Source organism: Pantoea cypripedii, from assembly GCF_011395035.1.
In the GTDB taxonomy this organism is placed as follows: Bacteria; Pseudomonadota; Gammaproteobacteria; order Enterobacterales; family Enterobacteriaceae; genus Pantoea; species Pantoea cypripedii_A.
In genome coordinates this window covers 964,688-988,148 of the sequence record NZ_CP024768.1, presented here as the reverse complement: position 1 = coordinate 988,148, position 23,461 = coordinate 964,688, and the positions used below count along the sequence as shown (strand labels likewise).

22 protein-coding genes are annotated in these 23,461 nt (G+C 55.2%); 7 read left to right on the top strand and 15 right to left on the bottom strand.

The features are described 5' to 3' along the window. Complete coding sequence (gene dxs / locus CUN67_RS04480) at positions 1-1,866, top strand: 1-deoxy-D-xylulose-5-phosphate synthase (protein ID WP_208714183.1); 1,866 nt, start codon at positions 1-3, stop codon at positions 1,864-1,866. 86 nt (positions 1,867-1,952) lie between these two features. Then, a complete protein-coding gene (locus tag CUN67_RS04475) occupies positions 1,953-2,927 on the top strand; it encodes an aldo/keto reductase (protein WP_208714182.1) in 975 nt (324 codons plus the stop codon). A 1-nt stretch (position 2,928) separates the two neighbouring features. Here CUN67_RS04475 and pgpA read toward each other — a convergent pair whose 3' ends face one another. The 6 genes from pgpA to nrdR form a co-directional block, all read right to left on the bottom strand. Then, on the bottom strand, positions 2,929-3,423 hold the full coding sequence (gene pgpA / locus CUN67_RS04470; protein WP_084873115.1) for a phosphatidylglycerophosphatase A: 495 nt from the start codon (positions 3,421-3,423) through the stop codon (positions 2,929-2,931). Beyond that, positions 3,410-4,387, bottom strand: a complete 978-nt coding sequence (gene thiL / locus CUN67_RS04465; protein ID WP_208714181.1) for a thiamine-phosphate kinase — start codon at positions 4,385-4,387, stop codon at positions 3,410-3,412. The genes pgpA and thiL overlap by 14 nt, the downstream gene beginning before the upstream one ends. A gap of 44 nt (positions 4,388-4,431) precedes the next feature. Continuing rightward, entirely contained in the window at positions 4,432-4,851 is a 420-nt protein-coding gene (gene nusB, locus CUN67_RS04460) for a transcription antitermination factor NusB (protein ID WP_208714180.1), read from the bottom strand. Between the two features lie 19 nt (positions 4,852-4,870). After that, positions 4,871-5,341, bottom strand: coding sequence for a 6,7-dimethyl-8-ribityllumazine synthase (ribH, locus tag CUN67_RS04455; protein WP_208714179.1), 471 nt, complete (start codon positions 5,339-5,341; stop codon positions 4,871-4,873). 74 nt (positions 5,342-5,415) lie between these two features. Further along, positions 5,416-6,519 (bottom strand): bifunctional diaminohydroxyphosphoribosylaminopyrimidine deaminase/5-amino-6-(5-phosphoribosylamino)uracil reductase RibD, encoded by a 1,104-nt coding sequence (ribD, locus tag CUN67_RS04450; RefSeq protein ID WP_208714178.1) that lies wholly within the window; start codon positions 6,517-6,519, stop codon positions 5,416-5,418. Positions 6,520-6,522: 3 nt separating this feature from the next. Continuing rightward, positions 6,523-6,972: a transcriptional regulator NrdR gene (nrdR, locus tag CUN67_RS04445; RefSeq protein WP_021185864.1), complete on the bottom strand. Its 450-nt coding sequence runs from the start codon at positions 6,970-6,972 to the stop codon at positions 6,523-6,525. 195 nt (positions 6,973-7,167) lie between these two features. On the opposite strand from nrdR, the gene CUN67_RS04440 reads away from it, so the two are divergent. Next, positions 7,168-7,719 carry a DUF3251 domain-containing protein gene (locus CUN67_RS04440; protein WP_208714177.1) on the top strand — a complete coding sequence of 184 codons (552 nt, stop codon included), beginning with the start codon at positions 7,168-7,170 and terminating at the stop codon, positions 7,717-7,719. A gap of 216 nt (positions 7,720-7,935) precedes the next feature. On the opposite strand, the gene CUN67_RS04435 is transcribed toward CUN67_RS04440, so the two are convergent. From CUN67_RS04435 to queA, 6 genes are all read right to left on the bottom strand, one after another. Beyond that, the gene (locus tag CUN67_RS04435; protein WP_208714176.1) at positions 7,936-8,202 is read right to left on the bottom strand and encodes a hypothetical protein; all 267 of its coding nucleotides are present in this window, start codon (positions 8,200-8,202) and stop codon (positions 7,936-7,938) included. 108 nt (positions 8,203-8,310) lie between these two features. Continuing rightward, complete coding sequence (gene secF / locus CUN67_RS04430; RefSeq protein ID WP_208714175.1) at positions 8,311-9,279, bottom strand: protein translocase subunit SecF; 969 nt, start codon at positions 9,277-9,279, stop codon at positions 8,311-8,313. A gap of 10 nt (positions 9,280-9,289) precedes the next feature. Further along, positions 9,290-11,137, bottom strand: coding sequence for a protein translocase subunit SecD (gene secD / locus CUN67_RS04425; RefSeq protein WP_208714174.1), 1,848 nt, complete (start codon positions 11,135-11,137; stop codon positions 9,290-9,292). Positions 11,138-11,162: 25 nt separating this feature from the next. Continuing rightward, positions 11,163-11,495, bottom strand: coding sequence for a preprotein translocase subunit YajC (gene yajC, locus CUN67_RS04420; protein WP_084873094.1), 333 nt, complete (start codon positions 11,493-11,495; stop codon positions 11,163-11,165). Between the two features lie 24 nt (positions 11,496-11,519). After that, positions 11,520-12,644: a tRNA guanosine(34) transglycosylase Tgt gene (gene tgt, locus CUN67_RS04415; protein WP_084873092.1), complete on the bottom strand. Its 1,125-nt coding sequence runs from the start codon at positions 12,642-12,644 to the stop codon at positions 11,520-11,522. Between the two features lie 30 nt (positions 12,645-12,674). Beyond that, a complete protein-coding gene (gene queA, locus CUN67_RS04410; RefSeq protein WP_208714173.1) occupies positions 12,675-13,745 on the bottom strand; it encodes a tRNA preQ1(34) S-adenosylmethionine ribosyltransferase-isomerase QueA in 1,071 nt (356 codons plus the stop codon). Between the two features lie 102 nt (positions 13,746-13,847). Between queA and CUN67_RS04405 the strand changes: the two genes are divergently transcribed. The 4 genes from CUN67_RS04405 (at position 13,848) to CUN67_RS04390 (ending at position 19,020) form a co-directional block, all read left to right on the top strand. Next, a complete protein-coding gene (locus CUN67_RS04405; RefSeq protein ID WP_208714172.1) occupies positions 13,848-14,429 on the top strand; it encodes an ACP phosphodiesterase in 582 nt (193 codons plus the stop codon). 278 nt (positions 14,430-14,707) lie between these two features. Continuing rightward, on the top strand, positions 14,708-15,520 hold the full coding sequence (locus CUN67_RS04400; RefSeq protein WP_208714171.1) for an inositol monophosphatase family protein: 813 nt from the start codon (positions 14,708-14,710) through the stop codon (positions 15,518-15,520). Between the two features lie 18 nt (positions 15,521-15,538). Then, positions 15,539-16,801: a histidine-type phosphatase gene (locus CUN67_RS04395; RefSeq protein ID WP_208717062.1), complete on the top strand. Its 1,263-nt coding sequence runs from the start codon at positions 15,539-15,541 to the stop codon at positions 16,799-16,801. A gap of 266 nt (positions 16,802-17,067) precedes the next feature. Then, positions 17,068-19,020 carry an acyltransferase family protein gene (locus CUN67_RS04390; RefSeq protein WP_208714170.1) on the top strand — a complete coding sequence of 651 codons (1,953 nt, stop codon included), beginning with the start codon at positions 17,068-17,070 and terminating at the stop codon, positions 19,018-19,020. A gap of 142 nt (positions 19,021-19,162) precedes the next feature. Here CUN67_RS04390 and proY read toward each other — a convergent pair whose 3' ends face one another. The 3 genes from proY to CUN67_RS04375 all read right to left on the bottom strand — a co-directional run bounded on the left by proY (position 19,163) and on the right by CUN67_RS04375 (position 23,412). Further along, complete coding sequence (gene proY / locus CUN67_RS04385; protein ID WP_208714169.1) at positions 19,163-20,515, bottom strand: proline-specific permease ProY; 1,353 nt, start codon at positions 20,513-20,515, stop codon at positions 19,163-19,165. A gap of 67 nt (positions 20,516-20,582) precedes the next feature. Next, complete coding sequence (brnQ, locus tag CUN67_RS04380) at positions 20,583-21,902, bottom strand: branched-chain amino acid transporter carrier protein BrnQ (protein WP_208714168.1); 1,320 nt, start codon at positions 21,900-21,902, stop codon at positions 20,583-20,585. Positions 21,903-22,305: 403 nt separating this feature from the next. Further along, positions 22,306-23,412, bottom strand: a complete 1,107-nt coding sequence (locus CUN67_RS04375; protein ID WP_208714167.1) for a cobalamin-independent methionine synthase II family protein — start codon at positions 23,410-23,412, stop codon at positions 22,306-22,308. Positions 23,413-23,461: the final 49 nt, after the last annotated feature.

Sequence of the window (23,461 nt, the reverse complement as noted above, 5' to 3'; positions counted from 1 at the left end):
ATGAGTTTTGATATTGCAAAATACCCGACACTGGCGCTGGCAGGCACGGTACAGGAATTACGTTTACTGCCAAAAGAGAAGCTTCCGGCTTTGTGTGACGAGCTGCGTCAGTATCTGCTGGACAGCGTCAGCCGCTCCAGTGGTCACTTCGCTTCGGGTCTGGGCGTCGTCGAGCTAACAGTGGCGCTGCATTATGTTTATAACACCCCGTTTGACCATCTGGTGTGGGACGTCGGCCATCAGGCTTACCCACATAAAATTCTGACCGGACGCCGCGATCGCATCGGCACCATCCGGCAGAAAAATGGTCTGCATCCCTTTCCGTGGCGCGGAGAAAGTGAATACGACGTACTGAGCGTCGGTCACTCCTCCACCTCCATCAGCGCTGCCCTCGGTATGGCCGCCGCTGCCGAGCGTGAAGGCAAAGGCCGCCGCACTGCGGCGATCATTGGCGATGGTGCGATCACCGCGGGCATGGCGTTTGAAGCCATGAACCACGCCGGCGACATCAAGCCGGATATGCTGGTGATCCTCAACGACAACGAGATGTCGATCTCCGAGAACGTGGGGGCGCTGAACAACCGTCTGGCGCAGATTCTGTCCGGTAAAACCTATTCCCGCCTGCGCGAAGGCGGCAAACGGGTGCTGGACAACCTGCCGCCGATCAAAGAACTGGTCAAACGGACCGAAGAACATCTGAAAGGCATGGTGGTACCGGGTACGCTGTTTGAAGAACTCGGTTTTAACTACATCGGCCCGGTAGACGGTCACGATGTGCTGGCGCTGGTCAGTACGCTGAAGAATATGCGCGACCTGAAAGGCCCGCAGTTCCTGCACATCATGACGAAAAAAGGCAAAGGCTACGCCCCGGCGGAAGAAGATCCGATCACCTGGCACGCAGTCCCCAAATTTGATCCCGCCAGCGGTTCACTGCCGAAAAGCGCCGGTGGTTTGCCGAGCTACTCCAAAGTGTTTGGCAGCTGGCTGTGTGAGATGGCGGCGGATGACGCCCGTTTGATGGCGATCACCCCGGCGATGCGTGAAGGCTCCGGCATGGTCGGTTTTTCCCGTGACTACCCGCAGCAATACTTCGACGTGGCGATTGCGGAACAGCACGCGGTAACCTTCGCTGCCGGGATGGCCATCGGCGGCTACAAACCGATTGTGGCGATTTACTCCACCTTCCTGCAACGTGCCTATGATCAGGTGATCCACGATGTGGCGATCCAGAAGCTGCCGGTGCTGTTTGCCATCGATCGTGGTGGAATCGTGGGCGCGGATGGACAAACCCACCAGGGTGCGTTTGATCTGGCGTATCTGCGTTGCATTCCTGGGATGGTGATCATGACACCAAGCGACGAGAACGAATGTCGCCTGATGCTGTACACCGGTTACCATTATCAGGATGGCCCGAGCGCGGTGCGTTATCCGCGCGGTACCGGCACCGGAGCAACGCTGGACCCGCTGGCGAGCCTGCCGCTGGGTAAAGGCGTGGTGAAACGCCAGGGCGAAAAACTGGCTATTCTCAACTTCGGCACACTGTTGCCGGAAGCGGCGGCGGCGGCAGAAGCGCTGAATGCCACGCTGGTGGATATGCGTTTTGTTAAACCGCTCGATGAAGCGCTGATCACCGAGCTGGCAGGCAGCCACGACGCACTGATCACCCTTGAAGAAGGGGCGATCATGGGCGGCGCGGGCAGCGGCGTGAACGAGTTTGTGATGGCGAAACGCCTGGGTATCCCGGTGCTGAACCTCGGCCTGCCCGATGAGTTCATCCCGCAGGGTACCCAGGAAGAAGTCCGTCATGATTATCAGCTGGATGCCGCCGGTATCCAGCAGCAAATCGCCGCCTGGCTGGCACAATAGTCCCCTCCCCGCTCATCGACTGATGAGCGGACCTGCTGCTATGCTTTAGGGATCGCTTTTCCTTAAGCATCGCAGCAGGAGCCTTCATGAAAACCATCCCCTTAGGTAACACCGACTTACAGGTTTCGCGCCTGTGTTTAGGCTGCATGACCTTTGGCGATCCAATGCGTGGTAATCACGCCTGGACGCTGCCGGAGGAAAGTAGCCGCCCCCTGATAAAACAAGCGCTGGACGCCGGAATTAATTTTTTCGATACCGCCAATTCCTATTCTGATGGCAGCAGTGAAGAGATTGCCGGACGGGCGCTGAAAGATTTTGCCCGCCGCGCAGATATTGTTGTCGCCACTAAGGTTTACTTTCCACTGAGTAATCTGTCGCAGGGGTTATCACGCAAAAATATTCTGCAATCGATTGATGACAGCCTGACACGCCTCGGCATGGAGTATGTCGACCTGCTGCAGATTCACCGCTGGGATTACGACACGCCGATTGAAGAGACGCTGGAGGCGTTGCACGACGTGGTTAAGGCAGGTAAGGCGCGTTATATCGGTGCGTCATCGATGCATGCGGCGCAATTTGAGCAGGCGCTCCAGTTGCAGGCGCGGGAAGGCTGGGCGCGTTTTGTCAGCATGCAGGATCAATACAATCTGATTCAGCGCGAGGAAGAGAACGAAATGCATCCACTTTGCCTGCGTGAGGGTATTGCGGTACTCCCCTGGAGCCCACTGGCGCGGGGCAAACTGACACGCCCGTGGGGCGAAACCACCGCACGTTCCGTTTCGGATAATGTGATGGCAAAACTCTACAGCAGCACCGAAGAGAATGATGCCGCCATCGCCGAGCGTCTTGCCACCATCGCCGCCGATAAAGGCGTGACGCGTGCTCAGGTCGCGCTGGCGTGGCTGTTACATAAACCGGCAGTGACTGCGCCGATTATCGGTGCGTCACGCGCCGAGCAGTTCGATGAACTGGTGAAAGCGGTGGATGTGGAACTGAGTTCAACCGATGTGGCCGAACTGGAGACCGTGTATCAACCGCATCCGGTGGTGGGGTTCGAATAGCTTAAGCCATCGCATGCCCTAACCCGTACAAAATCGCCGCGGAAATGACCCCGGCGATAATGTCGTCGACCATAATCCCCATGCCGCCATGCACATTCTGATCGAACCAGCGGATCGGCCAGGGCTTCCACATATCCAGAATGCGGAAAATGACAAAGCCCGCCAGCACCCACTGCCAGCTCATCATCGGTATCGCCATCAGGGTGATCCACATGCCGATAAACTCGTCCCAGACGATGCTGCCGTGGTCATGAACCCCCATATCTTTGGCGGTACGATGACACAAATACACGCCCACGCTGATGCCGATCAGCACCACCAGGGAGTAGATTTGCAGCGGCAAAAAAGTCATCAGCCACCAGAAAGGGATCGCCGCCAGCGATCCCATGGTGCCAGGCACCACCGGACTGAGGCCACTGCCAAATCCGGTCGCCAGCAGATGCCACGGATTGGACATACGCAGGCGGCCTTTCGCCACATCTTTATTTAACGTCAAAGTGATCAAATCCTTTGTGATTGAAGCTCACCGGTTTGCCATTTTCCAGCAACGTGAGCCCATCCGCTTCCGGCGCTATCTGCCCAATGCAGGTATAGGGGACACCGAGATGGCCCAGTGCCACATCCAGCGCACCACGATTCACTTCCGGCACGGTAAAGCACAGTTCGTAGTCTTCACCGCCAGTGAGCGCCCAGCGCTGCACCTGCGGCAGTTCAAAATGGTCACGTAGCGCCGCCGAGAGCGGCAATGCATCCAGATTGAGCCGTGCACCCACGCGGCTGGCTTGCAGGATATGGCCGAGATCGGCGAGCAAGCCGTCCGACACATCAATGGCCGAGGTGGCCAGATTGCGTAGCGCCTGCCCCTGCAACACGCGCGGCATCGGGCGCAGATGGCGTTTAATCAGGGCTTCATGCACCGCCGGATCAGACAGACGATGGCGATGCTGCAACAGCGCCAGCCCTGCTGCACTATCGCCCAGCGTTCCGGTGACAAAAATCCAGTCACCAGGCTTCGCACCGGAGCGTTTCAGCGCGCGGCCCACCGGTACCAGACCGTGAATACCCAGCGTCATACTTAACGGGCCACGGGTGGTATCACCGCCAATCAGCTGCATATCGTAGTAATCAAGCAGTTCGAACAGGCTATCGCTGAACGCCGCCAGCCAGCTTTCGTTGACTTCCGGCAGCGTCAGCGCCAGCGTCAACCATGCCGGATCGGCCCCCATCGCCGCCAGATCGCTCAGGTTTACCGCAACGGCTTTGTAGCCCAAATCGGCTGGATGGATATCACGCAGGAAATGCACGCCCGCCACCAGCGTGTCGGTGCTGATAGCCAACGTTTGTTTTTCTGGCACGTTAAGTAACGCGCAGTCATCACCAATCCCCTTCTCCACATCGCGGCGGGAGCTGGTGACGCGGTTAAAATAACGTGCGATCAGTTCGAATTCACCACAGGACATAGTCAGGTCTCAATGAAAAAAGGCCGGGGAACCGGCCTCTTGCACTATTTTCTGTTAGGTCTGATTTGCGGAGCGGCTTTATCCAGCACACCGTTGACAAATTTATGGCTGTCTTCTGCGCCGAATACTTTCGCCAGCTCGATACCCTCGTTGATGGCCACTTTGTACGGCACATCAGCACGCTTGCTCAGCTCATACAGCGAAATACGCAGGATGGCTTTCTCGACCTGGCCCAGCTCTTCCAGCTGACGCGACAGGTAAGGTTTCATCAAACCATCCAGGTACGCGCTGTTGGTCGCCACACCGGACAGCAGTTCGCGGAAGTAGCTAATATCGACGTCTTTGACGTCTTGTTCCGCCAGAAACTGGTATTCCACATCGGCAATGTCGTTGTTGGACAACTGCCAGGAGTAAAGCGCCTGAACAGCGCACTCACGGGCGCGACGACGAGCAGCAGGTTTCACAAAATTCCCCTTACAAAAATCAGGCGTTGATGGCTTTCAATACGTTAATCATTTCGAGTGCAGTCAGGGCCGCTTCGGCACCTTTGTTACCCGCTTTCGTGCCGGCGCGTTCAATCGCCTGCTCGATGTTTTCCGTGGTCAGCACGCCAAAGGTCACCGGGATATCGCTGGTCATTGCCACGTTGGCAATACCTGAGCTGGCTTCACCGGCCACATATTCAAAGTGTGCAGTACCACCACGGATCACGGTACCCAGCGCCACGATGGCGTCATGTTTACCGGTTTTAGCCAGCGCACGCGCAGCCAGTGGCAGTTCATAAGCACCTGGTACCCAGACAATGGTGATGTTTTCGTCTTTCACCTGGCCGATACGTTTCAGCGCATCAACCGCGCCGTCCAGCAGGCTGTCATTGATGAAGTTGTTAAAACGCGCAATTACGATGGCGATGCTAGCATCAGGCGTGGCAACAGGAGCTTCGATAACTTTCATACATATCCTTCGGAGTTAAGCCCCGCAGAAGGGGGCGGATTCTATCATACTCTTTGGCGACGCGCTCAGGCTTTTCAGCGCGGGGTCAGGGTCAGACGCAGGTCTTCGCCTACCAGGCGCACATCGCTAAAATTCAGGGCTGGAACATCGGTAAGACGCTCCAGGCCCGGCAGTTCACACAGGCCACGCGCGGCGTTACCCAGCAGCTTCGGTGCCAGATAAATAATCAGCTCGTCCACCAATCCGGCCTGTAACAGCGCACCGGCAAGTGACGCACCGGCTTCAACCCAGACGTTGTTAATCTGGCGCTGGCCGAGCAGCATCATCATGGCGACCAAATCCAGCTGGTTTTCACGCTGAGGCACGACAATCTGACTGACGCTCTCCGGCCAGGCCTGTTGATCCGCCTGGCTACGCATCAGCCAGGTTTCGCCAGGCTGGTCAATCAGTTTATGGTGCGGCGTCACACGCTGCTGGCCGTCGATCACCACCCGCACCGGCTGACGCAGCTGATTTTCATCGAGTTGCTGGCGTACTTCGTCATTCAGTTCGCCCCAGCGCACCGTGAGCGACGGGTTATCCGCCAGCACCGTGCTGCTGGTGCTAAGGATAGCCGAACTCTGGGCACGAAAACGTTGCACATCGCGCCTTGCCGCCGCAGAAGTGATCCACTGGCTTTCGCCACTCGCCATCGCGGTGCGGCCATCCAGTGAGGAACCCAGCTTGAGCTGGATCCACGGAAATCCGGTACGCATGCGTTTCAGGAAGCCACGATTGAGCGCTTCAGCCTCATTCATCATCAAACCGTGGCTCACCTCAATGCCTGCCTGTTGCAAACGGTAAAGGCCACGACCCGCCACCTGCGGATTAGGATCCTGCATCGCTGCCACCACGCGGCTGACACCGGCGGCTATCAATGCATCACAACAAGGCGGCGTGCGGCCATGATGGCTACAGGGTTCGAGAGTGACGTAGGCGATAGCGCCCCGGGCTTTGTCACCGGCCATCCGCAGCGCATGAACTTCCGCATGGGGTTCTCCGGCACGCTGATGCCAGCCTTCACCGACAATCTCGCCATCTCGCACAATCACACAGCCGACATTAGGGTTCGGCGTGGTAGTAAAACGGCCGCGACGCGCCAGTTCCAGCGCGCGCGCCATATAGCGTTCGTCGGTCATGGATTAATCCTGTAAGCGGGCGATCTCTTCGCCAAAATCACGAATATCTTCAAAACTGCGGTAAACAGACGCGAAACGGATGTAAGCCACTTTATCGAGCTTCTTCAGTTCATCCATCACCAGATTGCCAATCAGTTTACTGGGAATTTCTCGCTCGCCGGTGGCGCGCAGCTGCGTTTTAATATGATTAACCGCGCTCTCCACGGCATCAGCGCTGACAGGACGCTTCTCCAGCGCCTTCATCATGCCGCTGCTGAGCTTATCTTCGTTAAAGGGTTCACGCACATCGTTGCTTTTTACCACGCGCGGCATCACCAGCTCAGCCACTTCAAAGGTGGTAAAACGCTCATGACACACCAGACACTGGCGGCGGCGACGTACTGAGGAGCCTTCACTGACCAGACGCGAATCGATCACTTTGGTGTCCACAGCGGAGCAGAATGGGCAATGCATGACGTTTCCTGTCGCGAGAATTTGGGCCATCTAGTGTAGCGCCGATCTCGATTTCAACAAAATGCGTTGACATGAAAAGGACGGTAATGGTTAAAACAGCGTGATAAATCACGCTGCTACGCTACCGTGCACGGGTTGTCGCGGCGCGATTTATCGCGCAACATGAGGTTTTCCCAACAATGGAAAGGACATTGCATGACGATCAGGATGTTATGGGCGCCGGCAGCGCTTTCTTTGCTGGTTTTGAGTGGTTGCAGTTCAACCCCGGCTTCACCGCAGGTCAAACAACTGCATCGGGAAGTCAGCCAGCTGAATCAGCAAATGCGTCAGTTGACGAATCAGGCCAGCACGCTGGAAATTCAGGGTCAGTTGAATAGCCAATCCAGCCAGGGTGCATGGTTGCTGCCTCAGGCCAACACGCCGGTGGAGCTGCAAACCCAACTGGGCAAATTACGCCTGTCGCTGACGCGCGTGGTCGCGGAAGCTGGCGGCAGCCACACCACGCTGAATATCCGCTCAACGGACGGCAAACCGGTTCCGGCGCTCAATGCCATTGTGGTCTGGGGTGAGCTTGATCCCGCCACTGGCAAACCGCTTAATGCCGAAAGCCTCAACCAGAACGTCAGCGTCCCTGCCAGCCTGACACCACAAAATTCAGTGACCATACCGCTGAGCTTAAGTGGCCTGACACCCGAACAACTCGGCTATGTCCGTGTTCATGATGTGACCAGCGCGACGCAACCCTGAACACCTGTGAATTTGCAGTGATGCGTAGCTACCGTTTTGAGCGTTAATCCCTGGTGCGAATAAATTCGCACCCTACGCCAGTAGGGGCGCCATTCATGCCGACCAGGCCAATAACCGCACGTTTTCGTAGCGGCGCGATTTATCGCGCTGTTTTTCTGTGCCGCGTTTAAAAGAGCGCGATAAATCGCGCCGCTACTAAGAGACAGAACATCTTTCTCATTCTTTATTTCTGTTAAGCCTGCGTTCAATAAGTCTGATAGTAATGGGATATCCAACTATCGTCGTTAATGTGCAAATGATTAACAGAGCAATACCGACAAATCCCTCGACATCATTTTCACCAAACAGATTTGCTACCTCATTCCAGAAAGCATATTCACTTGCAGTAGCGGGAGATGAAGGACGTAGCAGCAAAAACGAAATAATGAATAGCGTTACGCCAATCGCTATCTTAAACCCCATCGGGACACGTCGGGCTGCCATGCAAAATCACCTCATTAAGTTAATGATCAAAATGGCATATGGATTTGATAAAAAAAACCGCATCCTGATTCAGAATGCGGTTTACTTTTAAACGTTTACTGACACAAATTAAGGCATGATCGAAGGCTGATCAGCGCCCTCTTTCTCTACTTTCTGCACCAGCATATGTTCACGCTTCATGCCCAGTTTCAGCGCCAGCGCTGAAGAGACATAGATTGATGAGACGGTACCAATGGTCACACCAATCAGCATGGTCAGCGAGAAGCCTTTCAGCAGCGGGCCACCGAAGATGAACAGAATCAGGATCATCGCCAGCGTGGTCAGCGAGGTGATCAGGGTACGGCTCAGCGTCTGAGTCAGCGACACGTTGGTGATGTCGTAAGAAGAACCGCGACGAATTTTGCGGAAGTTCTCACGAATACGGTCGGAAACCACGATTTTATCGTTGAGCGAGTAACCAATCACCGACATCAGTGACGCGACGATAGTCAGGTCGATCTCGATGTGCACCAGCGACAAAATGCCGCAGGTGATGATCACGTCGTGCGCCAGCGCCAGCACGGTGCCCAGTGCCAGACGCCACTCAAAGCGGAAACCGATATAGATCAGAATCGCAATCAGTGCCGACAGCAGTGCCATCGCCCCGGCCTGCGCCAGATCGCTGCCCACACTCGGGCCGACGAACTCGATACGCTTCACGGTGGCATTCTGCTGTGCGGTTTCGTTAATCACCGTCACCACTTTGTTACCCAGTTCCTGGCCCATCTGACCCTGAACCGGCGCCATGCGCACCATCACGTCACGGCTGCTGCCAAAGTTCTGTACCAGTGGTTCCTGGAAGCCTGCTTTCACCAGCGCAACGCGCAGGGTATCCAGCTCGGCTGGTTTTTCCAGGTTGATCTCAATCACCGTCCCGCCGGTAAAGTCGAGGCCCCAGTTGAAGCCTCGCACGCTGACGATGGCGATAGACGCCAGAATCAGCAAACCAGAGATGATGAAAGCCAGCGTATCCCAGCGCATAAAGTCAACGACCTTACGCCCATGGTTCAGCTGTTCAATACTGTATTCCTGTGCCACAACGCACTCCTTAGATAGACAGCTTGTTGATGCGTTTGCCGCCGTACACCAGGTTAACGATGGCACGGGTGCCGACGATAGCGGTAAACATGGAGGTCGCGATACCGATAGCAGTAGTGATCGCAAAACCTTTGATTGAACCGGTACCGACCGCATAAAGAATGATGACTTTAATCAGCGTCGTCACATTCGCATCGACGATACTGGAGAAGGCACCTTTGTACCCCTCATGAATCGCCTGCTGTACGGAACGCCCGTTACGCAACTCTTCTTTAATACGTTCGTTAATCAGTACGTTCGCATCCACCGCTACCGCCAGCGTCAGCACGATACCAGCAATACCCGGCATGGTGAGCGTGGCCCCCGGCAGCAGTGACATGATGCCGACAATCAGCACCAGGTTACACAGCAGAGCACTGGTGGCGATCAGACCGAATTTCTTATAGAACACCACCATAAAGATGATGGACGCGATCAGACCCCACAGGCAGGCTTCGAGACCTTGTGTGATGTTCTGCTGACCCATAGTTGGGCCGATAGTTCGCTCTTCCACAATCTGAATCGGCGCAATCAGCGCACCGGCACGCAGCAGCAGCGACAGCTGACGTGCTTCGTTCGGGTTGCTGATCCCCGTGATACGGAAACTGTTACCGAGGCGCGACTGGATGTTCGCCACGTTAATCACTTCTTCCTGTTTCACCAGAATCGCACGACCGTTGGCGTCTTTCTTGCCACTGTCCTTGTACTCCACAAACAGGGTCGCCATCGGTTTACCGATGTTGTCCTTGGTGAAGTTAGACATGATGTTACCGCCCGCGCCATCCAGTGAAATATTCACCTGCGGCTGGTTGTACTCATCCATGCTGGACGTGGAATCCGTGATGTGGTCACCGGTCAGAATCACGCGTTTGTACAGCACAACAGGCTGACCATCACGCGTCATTTTTACTTCTGAGTCACCCGGAATACGACCACTGGCCGCAGCGCTCGGGTCAACGGTGGTGTTAACCAGACGGAATTCGAGGGTTGCAGTTGCACCCAGAATCTCTTTCGCACGTGCGGTGTCCTGTATACCCGGTAACTCAACCACGATGCGGTCAGAACCCTGACGCTGCACCAGCGGTTCGGCGACGCCGAGTTGGTTAACACGGTTACGCAGGATATTGATGTTCTGCTGAACAGCATATTCACGCGCTTCGCTCAGGCGAGCATCGGTCATCACCGCACGCAGGGTATCGCTACCCTGGCTTGAGATCACCAGATCACGGTGACGCGACGACAGATAGCTGATGGCCGCATCGCGGCTGGTGCCGTCACGGAAACGAATTTCCACGCCATAGTTAGCGATTTTATTCACGTTAACGTAAGGGATGCCTTTATCACGCAGGTCACTGCGCAGGCCGTCGGCGTTCTGCTCCTGCAGTTTGCCCAGTGCGGTATCCATATCCACTTCCATCAGGAAGTGTACGCCGCCGCGCAGATCAAGACCGAGTTTCATCGGTTCTGCGGACAGCATGCTCAGCCAGCGCGGAGTCGCCGGGGCCAGGTTGAGCGCAACAACGTAGTTCTCGCCAAGCACATTGGTAATCGCTTCACGGGCGCGCAGCTGCACATCCGTATTAGCAAAGCGCGCAAGAATCGCGCCATTTTCCAGAACGAGGGATTTGCTCTGAATATTATCTTTTTGTAATGCAGTCTGGATCTGATCCAACGTTTGCTCACTGGCGGCGCTACCGCGCGCACCAGTGATTTGAACGGCCGGATCCTCACCATAAAGGTTGGGAAGCGCATAGAGCAGGCCGACGAGAATGACGACGACCAGCATGATGTACTTCCACAAAGGATAACGGTTTAACACGGCAGTTTCCTTCGGGAAGAAAAAATTACAGCGCCTTCATGGTGCCTTTCGGCAGAACGGCAGCCACGAAATCACGTTTAATCACTACTTCAGTGGTGTCGTTCAGGGCGATAGAGATGTAGCCAGTTTCTGCCACTTTGGTCACGCGACCCACTAAACCACCGCTGGTCAGCACTTCATCCCCTTTGGAGATGGAATCCATCAATTTCTTGTGATCTTTAGAACGCTTCTGCTGCGGACGCAGAATCATGAAGTAAAAGATCAGACCAAAGACCACCAGCATGATCACCAGAGAATAAGGACTTCCCTGAGACGGTGCGCCTGCTGCAGCCACAGCGTCAGAAATGAAAAAGCTCATTAAATTTCCCTCATTGATGAATTATCAGACGTTTAACGGTGGAACCGCTTTGCCCGTCCGTTGATAGAACTCGCTAACAAAGTGCTCTAATTTACCCTCTTCGATAGCCTTGCGTAAACCCGCCATCAGACGCTGGTAATAGCGCAGATTGTGGATGGTGTTCAGACGTGCGCCCAGTATTTCGTTACAGCGATCGAGATGATGCAAGTATGCACGGCTGTAATTGCGACAGGTGTAACAATCACACTCGGCATCAAGTGGCGAGGTATCATCTTTATGCTTAGCATTACGGATTTTCACCACGCCATCGGTGACGAACAGGTGACCGTTACGCGCGTTACGCGTCGGCATAACGCAGTCAAACATATCGATACCGCGACGAACGCCTTCCACCAGATCTTCCGGCTTGCCAACGCCCATCAAATAACGCGGTTTGTCGTGCGGAATTTGCGGACAGACGTGTTCCAGGATGCGGTGCATGTCTTCTTTTGGTTCACCCACCGCCAGGCCGCCCACAGCGTACCCATCAAAGCCAATCTCTACCAGACCTTTGACGGAGACATCACGTAAATCTTCGTAAACACTGCCCTGAATAATGCCAAACAGCGCATTTTTGTTGCCAAGTGAGTCAAAGCGGTCACGGCTGCGTTTTGCCCAGCGCAGCGACATCTCCATTGAGCGTTTCGCGTAGTCCCAATCCGCCGGGTATGGCGTACATTCATCAAAGATCATGACGATATCGGAACCGAGGTCGAACTGAATCTCCATCGACTTTTCAGGATCGAGGAAAATCGGATCGCCATTGATCGGGTTACGGAAATGCACACCGGCTTCGGTGATCTTACGGATATCCCCCAGGCTGAACACCTGGAAACCGCCCGAATCGGTAAGGATAGGGCCTTTCCACTGCATGAAATCATGGAGATCGCCATGCAGCTTCATGATTTCCTGCCCTGGGCGCAGCCAGAGGTGGAAGGTGTTACCGAGGATGATCTGTGCACCCGTATCCTGAACTTCTTCCGGCGTCATGCCTTTTACCGTGCCATAGGTACCCACTGGCATAAATGCCGGGGTTTCCACCACACCACGATCAAAAACCAGACGGCCACGGCGTGCGCGCCCGTCAGTAGTATCTAACTCAAATTTCACAATTACCTCATCAGAGAAACAGTCTGATTTTTAAACCCCGACGTTTTCGTCAGGTGCATTCATATTACGGGTGATGAACATGGCATCCCCGTAGCTAAAGAAACGGTACTGCTCCGCGACCGCCGCATGATAGGCCGCCATGGTGTGCTGATAACCGGCAAACGCCGACACCAGCATAATCAGGGTGGATTCCGGCAGATGGAAATTGGTGATGAGGGCATCGATCACCTGGTACTGATAACCGGGATAGATAAAGATCTGGGTATCATCAAAGAACGGCGCAATCAGCGCGTCTTTGCTTGCCTGCGCCGCGCTTTCCAGCGACCGCACCGAGGTGGTGCCGACAGCCACCACTTTATTCCCTCGAGCTTTACAGGCCAGCACCGCATCCACCACGTCCTGCGGCACTTCGGCGTATTCCGCGTGCATGGTGTGATCTTCGATGGTTTCCACCCGCACCGGCTGGAAGGTGCCCGCCCCTACGTGCAACGTGACAAAGGCCATTTCAACGCCTTTGGCTTTCAGCGCCTCAAGTAGAGGCTCGTCAAAGTGCAGACCCGCCGTCGGCGCGGCCACCGCACCCGGACGCGCACTGTACACTGTCTGGTACAACTCACGATCGGCATCTTCATCCGGACGATCAATATAAGGCGGCAGCGGCATATGGCCGACGCTATTCAGGATATCCAGCACCGCACGGTCGTCTTCAAATACGATTTCGAACAACGCATCATGCCGCGCCACCATGGTGGCTTTGACGCTTTCATCATCGCCCAGCAATAATTCGGTACCCGGTTTCGGCGCTTTTGAAGCACGCACATGCGCCAGCACGCGCTTGTCATCGAGCATGCGCTCCACCAGCATTTCAATTTTGCCACCGCTGGCCTTACGACCAAAAACGCGCGCGGGAATGACACGGGTGTTGTTAAACACCAACAGATCGCCCGGATTGAGTTTATCCAGTACATCGGTAAACACACCGTGGCTGAGCGCACCGCTCGGGCCATCCAGCGACAACAGACGGCAACCGCTACGCTGCGCCTGGGGATAATGGGCGATCAAAGATTCCGGCAACTCAAAGGCAAAATCGGCTACACGCATACTTCACTTCTTCAGGACTAAAAACAGGCGGCATAGTTTAGCGGAAAAGCGACTAATTCTGAACAACTGGCTGCGTCTCGTTGATTCTGGCTATAATGCGCCATGAACTTTCTTGCTCACCTTCATCTGGCCCATCTGGCCCATAGCTCACTGCTCGGTAACTTAATGGCCGACTTTGTGCGCGGTAACCCGCATGAGAATTGGCCGGCCCCGGTTGCCGATGGCATCATGCTGCACCGCCGTCTCGACGTCATGACGGATAATCTGCCGGAAGTGCGCGAAGCCCGTCAGTGGTTCCGTGCCGAAACCCGACGGGTCGCGCCAATTACGCTGGACGTTATCTGGGACCATTTCCTGGCTCGTCACTGGGATCAAATACATCCGCATCAATCGCTGGTGGCCTTTACGGCCGATGCCGAACGGGACATTGTTCCGCAACTCAGTGGCACACCGGAAGGGTTTATCGAGCTGAATGAGGTGATGTGGCGCGATCGCTGGTTTGAACATTATGCTGAACCCACGCGTCTGGCGCGGGTGCTGAATGGCATGGCTCTGCGCCGCCCGCGCCTTGCGGCACTACGCGACTCGTATCAGGATTTCCTTGAGCACTATGCCGGGCTGGAGCAACAGTTCTTTCAATTTTATCCGCGTCTGATGGCGCTGGCACACGCGCAACAACTGTAACGCATTCAGAATCAACCTCCCCTCTTGCCAGCCGCTTTTATCTGCGGCTTAATGAAGTCTTTCTTAACTTTCGTTATCTGGATCACACAGCCCATTCGCCTGTCCGGGCGATTTAAGCCATTTCGCCTGTCGCCATGCCCGAAATAATTCGGATTGCAGGAAGGCAGCAAGTACGGGAATCCCCGGGAGCTGACTGAAGTCAGTGACCGGGGTGAGGGTACGCCGCTAACGCACCTGCAATTTGAAGTATGAAGGGGATAAATCATTAAGAGGGAAAGATGTCATCAGCATCACTTACTGAACTTGACGCGCGTTATCACTACGCCTGTGATGTCGCCAAAGCTGCCGCCAGCCGCGCGCTTTCCTGGTATCAGCAGCGCCACCAACTGGTGATTGAACATAAGAAGGATCTTCAGGATGTGGTCAGTGAAGCCGATCGCAATGTGGAACAACTGATTAAATCCCTGATTGCCGAACGTTTTCCCGAAGATGCGGTGCTGGGTGAAGAGAGCGGCGGTGAGACCGAAGGCGCACGCTTTATCTGGGTGGTGGATCCGATTGATGGCACCAGCTGCTTTCTTAATGGCCTGCATAACTGGTGCGTGTCGCTGGCCATCGTCTGTGAAGATGAAGCGGTGATTGGCGTAGTGTGCGATCCCAATCATCACGAATTGTTTCATGCCTGCCGCGGCAAAGGAGCCTGGGTCAATGACAAACGTATCCAGGCACATAGCGCCCAACAGCTGGATCAGGGCGTGCTGGGCATCAGCAGCTCCAACAGCCAGCCGCCAGAGCCGCTCACCACCTTTATCACCGCCCTGCTACAACAGGGTGGCATGTTTATCCGTACCGGCTCGGGTGCGCTGATGAGCGCCTGGGCCGCTGCCGGACGTCTGATCGGCTATTTCGAAGCCCACATGCACCCGTGGGATGGTTTGCCAGGCGTCGTCCTGATGCGTGAAGCAGGCGGCGTTACCAATGATTATCTTCAGAACGACGGGCTGAAGAACGGCAATCCGGTGCTGCTCACCAATGCGACGCTCTATCCACAGCTGAAAGCGATGCTGCCAGCCTCCTCTGCCCGCTTATAAAAGGATTCTCAGATGTCCATGCGATCATCTCTGCTGCTGGTCTGTGCGCTGTGGCTGTTGATCGGTAGCAGTCAGGCTGCCGATCATTATCAGCTGGAAAAAGTGGTGGAACTCAGCCGTCACGGCGTGCGCCCTCCCACTCCCGGCAATCGCAAAGAGATCGAAGCAGCGACCGGTCGCCCCTGGACAAACTGGGTCACTGCCGACGGTGAACTGACCGGCCACGGTTATGCTGCGGTGGTGAACAAAGGTCGCTGGGAAGGCGAGCATTATCGGCAGCTCGGTTTGCTGCCCCTGGGTTGTCCAACTGGCGACGATATTTACGTGCGTGCCAGCCCCATGCAACGCACTCGCGCCACCGCACAGGCGCTGGTTGATGGTGCATTTCCTGGCTGTGGGGTCGCGATTCATCATGTTGATGGCGATAGCGACCCGCTGTTCCAGGCGGAAAATTTGCCCTTTGCAGACCTCGATCCCTCGAGGGAACATGCTGCTATGGTGGCCAAAGCCGGTGATCTGGCTGCGTTGCAACAACAGCTTCAGCCCGCCGTGCAGCAACTTAAACAGGCGGTTTGCGCCCCCGGAAACGACTGCGCCTCATTTGATCGCCCGTGGCAGCTCAAACAAACCAAAAAAGGGCACACTTACGTACAAGGCCTGAGCGTGCTGGCCAGCATGGTGGAAACCCTGCGACTGGGCTGGAGTGAAAACCTGCCGCTCAGCCAGCTGGCATGGGGCAATATCACCACCTCCCAACAGATCACTGCGCTGTTACCAATTTTGACCGCCAGCTATGATCTCAGCAACGATGTCCCTTATCTGGCGCAACGTCGTGGCTCGATTTTGCTGGATGCCATTATCAAAGGGCTGGAACAGGGTGTCAGCCCGGCACAGCACGCCTCACCGGCTACCCGCTGGCTGCTGCTGGTGGCGCATGATACGAATATCGCCCGCGTGCGCACCCTGATGAACTTCAGCTGGCAACTGCCGGGCTACTCCCGTGGCAATGTCCCACCCGGCAGTAGCCTGGTGTTCGAACGCTGGCGCGACACACAAACCGGCCAGCGTTTTTTGCGTATCTACTTCCAGGCGCAAAGTCTGGATGATCTGCGGCATCTAACCCCGGTGGATGATCGCCATCCGTTGTTACGCGAGGAGTGGCATGAGAAAAACTGTCGGATTACCGATGTCGGTACCTTGTGTCCTTATCAATCGACGTTGAATACCTTCAGCCAGGCGCTGGATAAGCAGGCGATAATCCCCGTCAATTACCCACAATAACGCGCCGCTGCGGTTAATTTATATTGACCCGGCTTATCAGCCATAAATCACAATCATTAAGATTGTGTGAGTAATTCGCCAGAGCCATCTGAGAATTATCTATATTTTCCGTCAGAGGTACGCAATCCGTTTACCTCGCGTTAACCTTTAAACGTCAATCATCCCTTGATTCATTATTTTTTTACCCTTGTTTTTCGGCGACAGGATGCGCCGATTTATTTTTTTCGCCATGGGCGTCAGGATATTAAAGAGCAACGGGTGACATTATGACCAAATCGGGTAGTTTCGGTTATCGCGCAGATATTGACGGCCTGCGCGCCGTCGCAATTTTATCAGTGGTGTTGTTCCATTCAGGTGTGACCTTTCTACCCGGTGGCTTTATTGGCGTAGATATTTTCTTTGTTATTTCAGGCTTTTTAATCGGTGGGATCATCAGCCGGGAAATAACCGAAGCGCGTTTCTCTTTTTATCAATTCTACTTACGACGTATCCGACGTATTGCTCCGGCATTGTTTTTTATGATGGCGATACTGCTGTTACTCGGTTACCTCTTGCTATCCCCCCTTGAATTCAGCCAGTTAGCAAAATATAGCGTAGCGGTGTTTATTTCCGTGCCCAATATGCTGCTGATGAAAAGTGGTGACTACTTCAGTACCGATTCCGATTTAAATCCGCTGCTGATGACCTGGTCACTCGGCATTGAAGAACAATTTTACGTGGTACTGCCCTTTATATTGCTGCTGACCGCACGCTTCAGACGCTCCATGCCAGCGGTTATTCTGCTGATCAGCATCACCTCATTAATCGCCTGCCTGTGGATGACCCCGGTTAACAGCACCCGCGCATTCTACCTGCTGCCGACCCGCGCCTGGGAGCTGGGTGCCGGGGTGCTGCTGGCGCTGTGGCAACCGCAGCCCATGCAGGGACGCGCCGCCAGCTGGTTTAATCTGCTCGGCTGGCTGCTGATTGTGGCCTCCGCCATGCTGCTGGCCAACAACAGCGACTTCCCCGGCTGGCTTGCCATGATTCCGGTGGCGGCAGGTTGCCTGATGATCGGCGCGCGCGGTCGCCTGAACCAGCTGCTGCTGGAAAACCGTGTCATGCGCTTTATCGGCACCGTCTCCTACTCCTGGTATTTATGGCACTGGCCGTTGCTCAGCCTGGCACGCATTTGCAGCGATCATCCGTTAACGGTTTGGCAGGGCCTGACCATCAGCGCCCTGGCGTTACTGATTGCCTGGATCTCCTGGCGCTTTGTCGAGCAACCTTTCCGCCATCCGCAACGTGGCACCCGCCTGGTGATCCCGGTTTACTGCGCCTCCTCACTGCTGGCCGCCGGTGCGATGGTGGTACTGTGGCAAACTGGCGGCCTGAAGTATCGCGTCAGCGAACAGGTGGTCAACGGTGAGTCGTGGAAAATTTCAGCGCAACGCAACCCGTGCCTGCTGGACTACGGTGCCAATTTCCCGTCATTGAATGCGCAATGCCATCCGGATACCGATCAACCAGGTATTGCCTTAATCGGCGATAGCCATGCTGCCGCGCTACGCACCTCGGTCGCAGGCTATGCGCTGCGCCAGCACAAGCCGCTGTTTCAGCTAACGAAAGCCTCCTGTCCGTTTTTCATTGATGTGACGCGGGTGGTGGTTCAGGAACCCGCCCATGCCCAGCAGTGTGTCGATTTTAATCGCGAGGTACTGAAAATGGTGCTGAGCGACAAGATTGATGAAGTGGTGATCAGTGCCTACTGGGCATCCGGCATGAGCATTCTGCCCGGTTCAGGTTTCCGTGAGCTGGCGCATCCGGAAAAAAGCAATCTGGAGGCGTTAAAATTCGGTATGGATAAGGTGGTGACGGCCCTGCAACAGGCCGGGAAGAAAGTCACCATCATTGAGGATGCCCCGTCGCTGGATATCGATCCCCTGCGCTACAGCAACAACCGTAATATTCCGATTCGCCGCGAACTGAGTGACTGGCTCGGTCGCTGGGATACCCCGCCATTGAACACAGCGCGCACCAAACTGTTCCAGTACCCGGAAGCGGCGGTGGATACATTGCTGCAAAGCTATGCACAGCGTGGCGTGCGGGTACTGTCTTTGCGTGAGAATCTTTGTAATGACAATGGTTGCCTGTTTGCCAATGGCGGACTGCCCTTGTATTACGACAACAACCATCTCAGCCCCTATGGCGGCGAGATTGCGTTAGGTAAGAACTGGTGAGATACCACAACAATACGTAGCGGCGCGATTTATCGCGCAATGCCGGGGCGGAGAGAAACCGTCACTGGACAAAACAAAAACAACGCGATAAATCGCGCCGCTACCCCCTCAATAAATTGGGCGGCACAGGCCGCCCAATTTATTATTTATTTCGCTTCGCCAATGGCCACGCCAGCATCAGCAGCACTATCCAGGCAAAACCGACATACAGCGACACGCGCGTGTCCGGGAAGTAACCAATCAGGCCGATGATAAAGGCCAGGAACACCACCCCAAACCATGCCGTGGCACTGCCACCGGGTAAGGCAAACTTCAGCTTACCCGCTTCCTGTGGGCCAATCTTGCGGCGGAAGGCAATCTGCGACAGCAGAATCATGATCCACACCCAAACGGTGGCAAAGGTCGCCAGTGAGGCGATCACCAGAAATACCTTTTCCGGCATCAGATAGTTGAGATACACCGCCACCAGCATGGCAAGCATCATCACCAGCACCGTCACCCACGGAATGCCGCGCTCCGATACCTTCATAAACATCTTCGGTGCATGGCCCTGCTGCGCCATACCGTGCAACATACGCCCGACACCAAATACGTCACTGTTGATCGCAGACAGCGAGGCCGTCAGCACCACGAAGTTGAGGATTGACGCCGCTGCGGCAATGCCGAGATGCTGGAAGGTCAGCACAAAAGGGCTGCCCGACGTACCGACCTGATTCCACGGGTAGATCGACATAATCACAAACAACGTACCCACGTAGAACACCAGAATACGCCACGGCACCGAATTGATGGCACGCGGAATCGACTTCTCCGGATCCTTCGCTTCACCGGCGGTGATACCGATGATTTCGATACCGCCATAGGCAAACATCACCATCTGCAAGGACAGCAACATGCCCACTACGCCATGGGCAAAGAAGCCGCCGTTGGTCCACAGATTATGGATACCGGTTGGCTGACCACCATTGCCGATGCCCCAGAAAATCATGCCGAAACCGGCGATAATCATCACGATGATGGTGGCGACTTTGAAGAAGGAGAACCAGAACTCCACCTCACCAAACACCTTCACGCTCATCAGATTGATCGCGCCGATAATCAGCACCACACTCAGCACCCAAATCCAGTGCGGAACCTCGGGGAACCAGACCCCCATGTAGATACCAAAAGCTGTCACGTCGGCGATCGCCACGATCAGAATCTCGAAGCAATAAGTCCAGCCGGTGATGTAACCGGCCAGCGGGCCAAGATAATCCTGCGCATAGCGTGAAAATGAACTGGCCTGCGGATTGTTAACCGACATCTCACCCAGCGCACGCATGATGACATAGGCCACCGCGCCGCCAATGATGTACGCCAGCAACACGCTGGGACCGGCCATCTGGATAGCGTCCGCCGAGCCATAAAACAGCCCGGTGCCAATCGCTGACCCCAGCGCCATAAAACGGATATGGCGCGTGCTCAGTCCGCGTTTGAGCTTATTGGTTTCTTGCATAACAACAGTACCTTGCAAATGAAAAAACCACGGGCAGGCCCGTGGTCGAAATTAACAGCAATGTCGCTTACTGGTGAACGGCGACTTGTTCGCGTCCTTTTACGCGATCCACCACCGCCGCAATCAGCAGCATCACCAGCGACGGCGGCAACCAGGAAAGTCCCTGATCGGCCAGCGGCAGGTGCTGACTGAATAACGGCAGCGCGTCTTTAAAACTGGTGGTTTTGATGGCATCAACAATCCCGAACAGCAGGCTGACCAGCATCGCCGGAGCGATAATGCGGCTGCTTTTGTTCCACCAGCTCAGGGTGAAGCTCAGCACCACCAGTACGATGCACGGCGGATAAATCGCCGTCAGCACCGGAATCGAAATCTGAATCAGATGGCTCAGGCCGAGGTTCGACACCACCATAGAGAACAGACCGAGGATAAAGACCAGGGCTTTATACGATAACGGCAGGTATTGCGCAAAAAATTCTGCACAGGCGCAGGTCAGGCCGACAGCCGTCACCATACAGGCCACGAAGATCAGCGCAGCCAGGAAGAAGCTGCCCATACCGCCGAAGGTCTGCTGGACATATGCATGCAGAATCGCCGCGCCGTTGGCGTTTTGATCCACAATCGCGCCGCTGTCTGAGCCCAGTTTGAACAGGCTGAGGTAAACCAGCGTCAGACCGACACCGGCAATGATCCCCGCCAGCATGGTGTAACGGGTCAGCAGGCGGGCATCTTCCACACCGCGTGAACGCGCTGCGTTAACGATAACGATACCAAACACCAGTGCGCCCAGCGTATCCATGGTCAGATAGCCGTTAACAAAACCGCTGGAGAAGGCAGCACGCTGGTAATCCGCCGTCGCCGGAGAAAGTCCACCGGCAGGCCACAATAATGCCGCAATACCCAGCACCGTCAGCGCAACAATTTTCAGTGGCGCAAGGAAGTGGCCCACGGTATCCAGCAATTTGCCGGGATAGAGGGAGATGACGATGACCAGCGAGAAATAGATCAGGCTGTAGATAAACAGCGGCAGCGCGCCATCACCGGTCAGCGGGGCAATCCCCACTTCAAATGACACGGTTGCGGTACGCGGCGTCGCGAACAGCGGGCCAACAGCCAGATAGCAAACGGTCGCCAGCAGCAGACCCGCGGCTTTACCAATCGGTGAGCTGAGGGCATCGATACCGCCGCCCACGCGCGCCAGGGCGATGACGGTCATCACCGGCAAGCCAACTGCGGTAATCAGAAAACCAATAGCGGCAGTCCAGACGTGTTCGCCAGACTGAATACCAACCATAGGCGGGAAAATGATGTTTCCTGCGCCGACAAACAGGGCAAACGTCATGAAGCCCAGCGCGAGGATATCCTTCGGGGTTAAACGATATGTCATAAACTTCTGTACTGCCTGTAACTGATGTTGCGGTGGAAGTTGGGTTCGTGTTGTCCCCTGACCGCGCCAAAAACAACGGCTTATCAGGCAATGCCAGTGCGTTATGCTCGCCGTATACTCAAAGCGCAGGTGATTTAAACTGCTTTTCTTCTGTTCACAGAGGGATAGATTGACAACGGGCCGTAGTAAAACGTTTATAGCGGAGAAAGGCAATACGGGATCGGAAAACCAGAAGGATATAGCACTAATCAGGTAAAAAGCAGTGAATCAATATAGATAAGGTCGATAACGCATCAGATGATTTGCTGAAACTTTCCACAACGCGGGAGATATTCACGCAAAACCCGCCTTTCAAATGCACAAAAGGCGCGATTTACGCGCCTGTTTGCACAACTTTACAGCATCACCACACCTGATTTGCGATATCGACCACGAGGCGAATTTTTTGCCACTGCTGTTCTTCGCTCAGGCTGTTGCCCTCTTCGGTGGAGGCAAAACCACATTGCGGACTGAGACAAATCTGCTCCAGGCTGACGAATTGCGCCGCTTCCTGCAAACGTGCTTTCACCTGTGCCGGATCTTCAAGCTCACCGGTTTTGGTGGTAATCAGGCCCAGTACCACCTGTTGATGGCCCGGTTTGATGAAGCGCAGCGGCTCAAAGCCACCTGAACGTTCGTTGTCATATTCAAGGAAGAAGGCATCGATATTCACGCCGCCAAACAGGATCTCCGCCACCGGCTCATAGCCACCTTCCGAGATCCAGGTTGAACGGAAATTGCCGCGACACACATGCAGACCCACCGTCAGATCCGCCGGTTTACCTTCCAGCGCCGTATTCAGCACCTGAGCATAGATGCGCGCCAGTTCCTGCGGATCTTCACCACGTTCACGGATCTGCTGTTGCTGATCGGTCGAGCACAGGTAGGCCCAGACGGTGTCATCCAGTTGCAGGTAACGGCAGCCTGCGGCGTAAAACGCCTTGATGGCATCTTTGTAGGTCTGCGCCAGATCGGCGAAATAGTCTTTCAGATCCGGGTAGATGGTCGCATCGATCACTTTACGGCCACCACGGAAGTGCAGCACGCTGGGGCTGGGGATGGTCATTTTCGGTACCGCATCACCGGCAATGCTTTGCAGGAAGCGGAAATGTTCCAGCATCGGGTGATGCGGGTTAAACGCCACTTTACCGGTCACTTTCACGCCACGCGCTTTGGTCTGCACGCCGTTGAACTGAATGCCCTGCTCGGCTTCGTAACGCTCCACGCCCAGCAGGCTATCAAAGAAGTCGAAGTGCCACCATGCACGGCGGAATTCACCATCAGTCACCACTTTCAGGCCATTAGCACGCTGCTGCTCCACGACATGGCGGATGGCATCATCTTCTACCTGACGCAGCTGGGTGGCATCAATCTCACCCTGAGCAAACTGCTCACGCGCCTGCTTGATCGCAGCGGGACGCAGAAAACTGCCGACGGTATCGGCGCGGAACGGGGCGGTAACTCGTTGCATGGGAACTCCTGGCTAAAGCCGTGAACGCATGGTTGCGTCAGGTAATAAT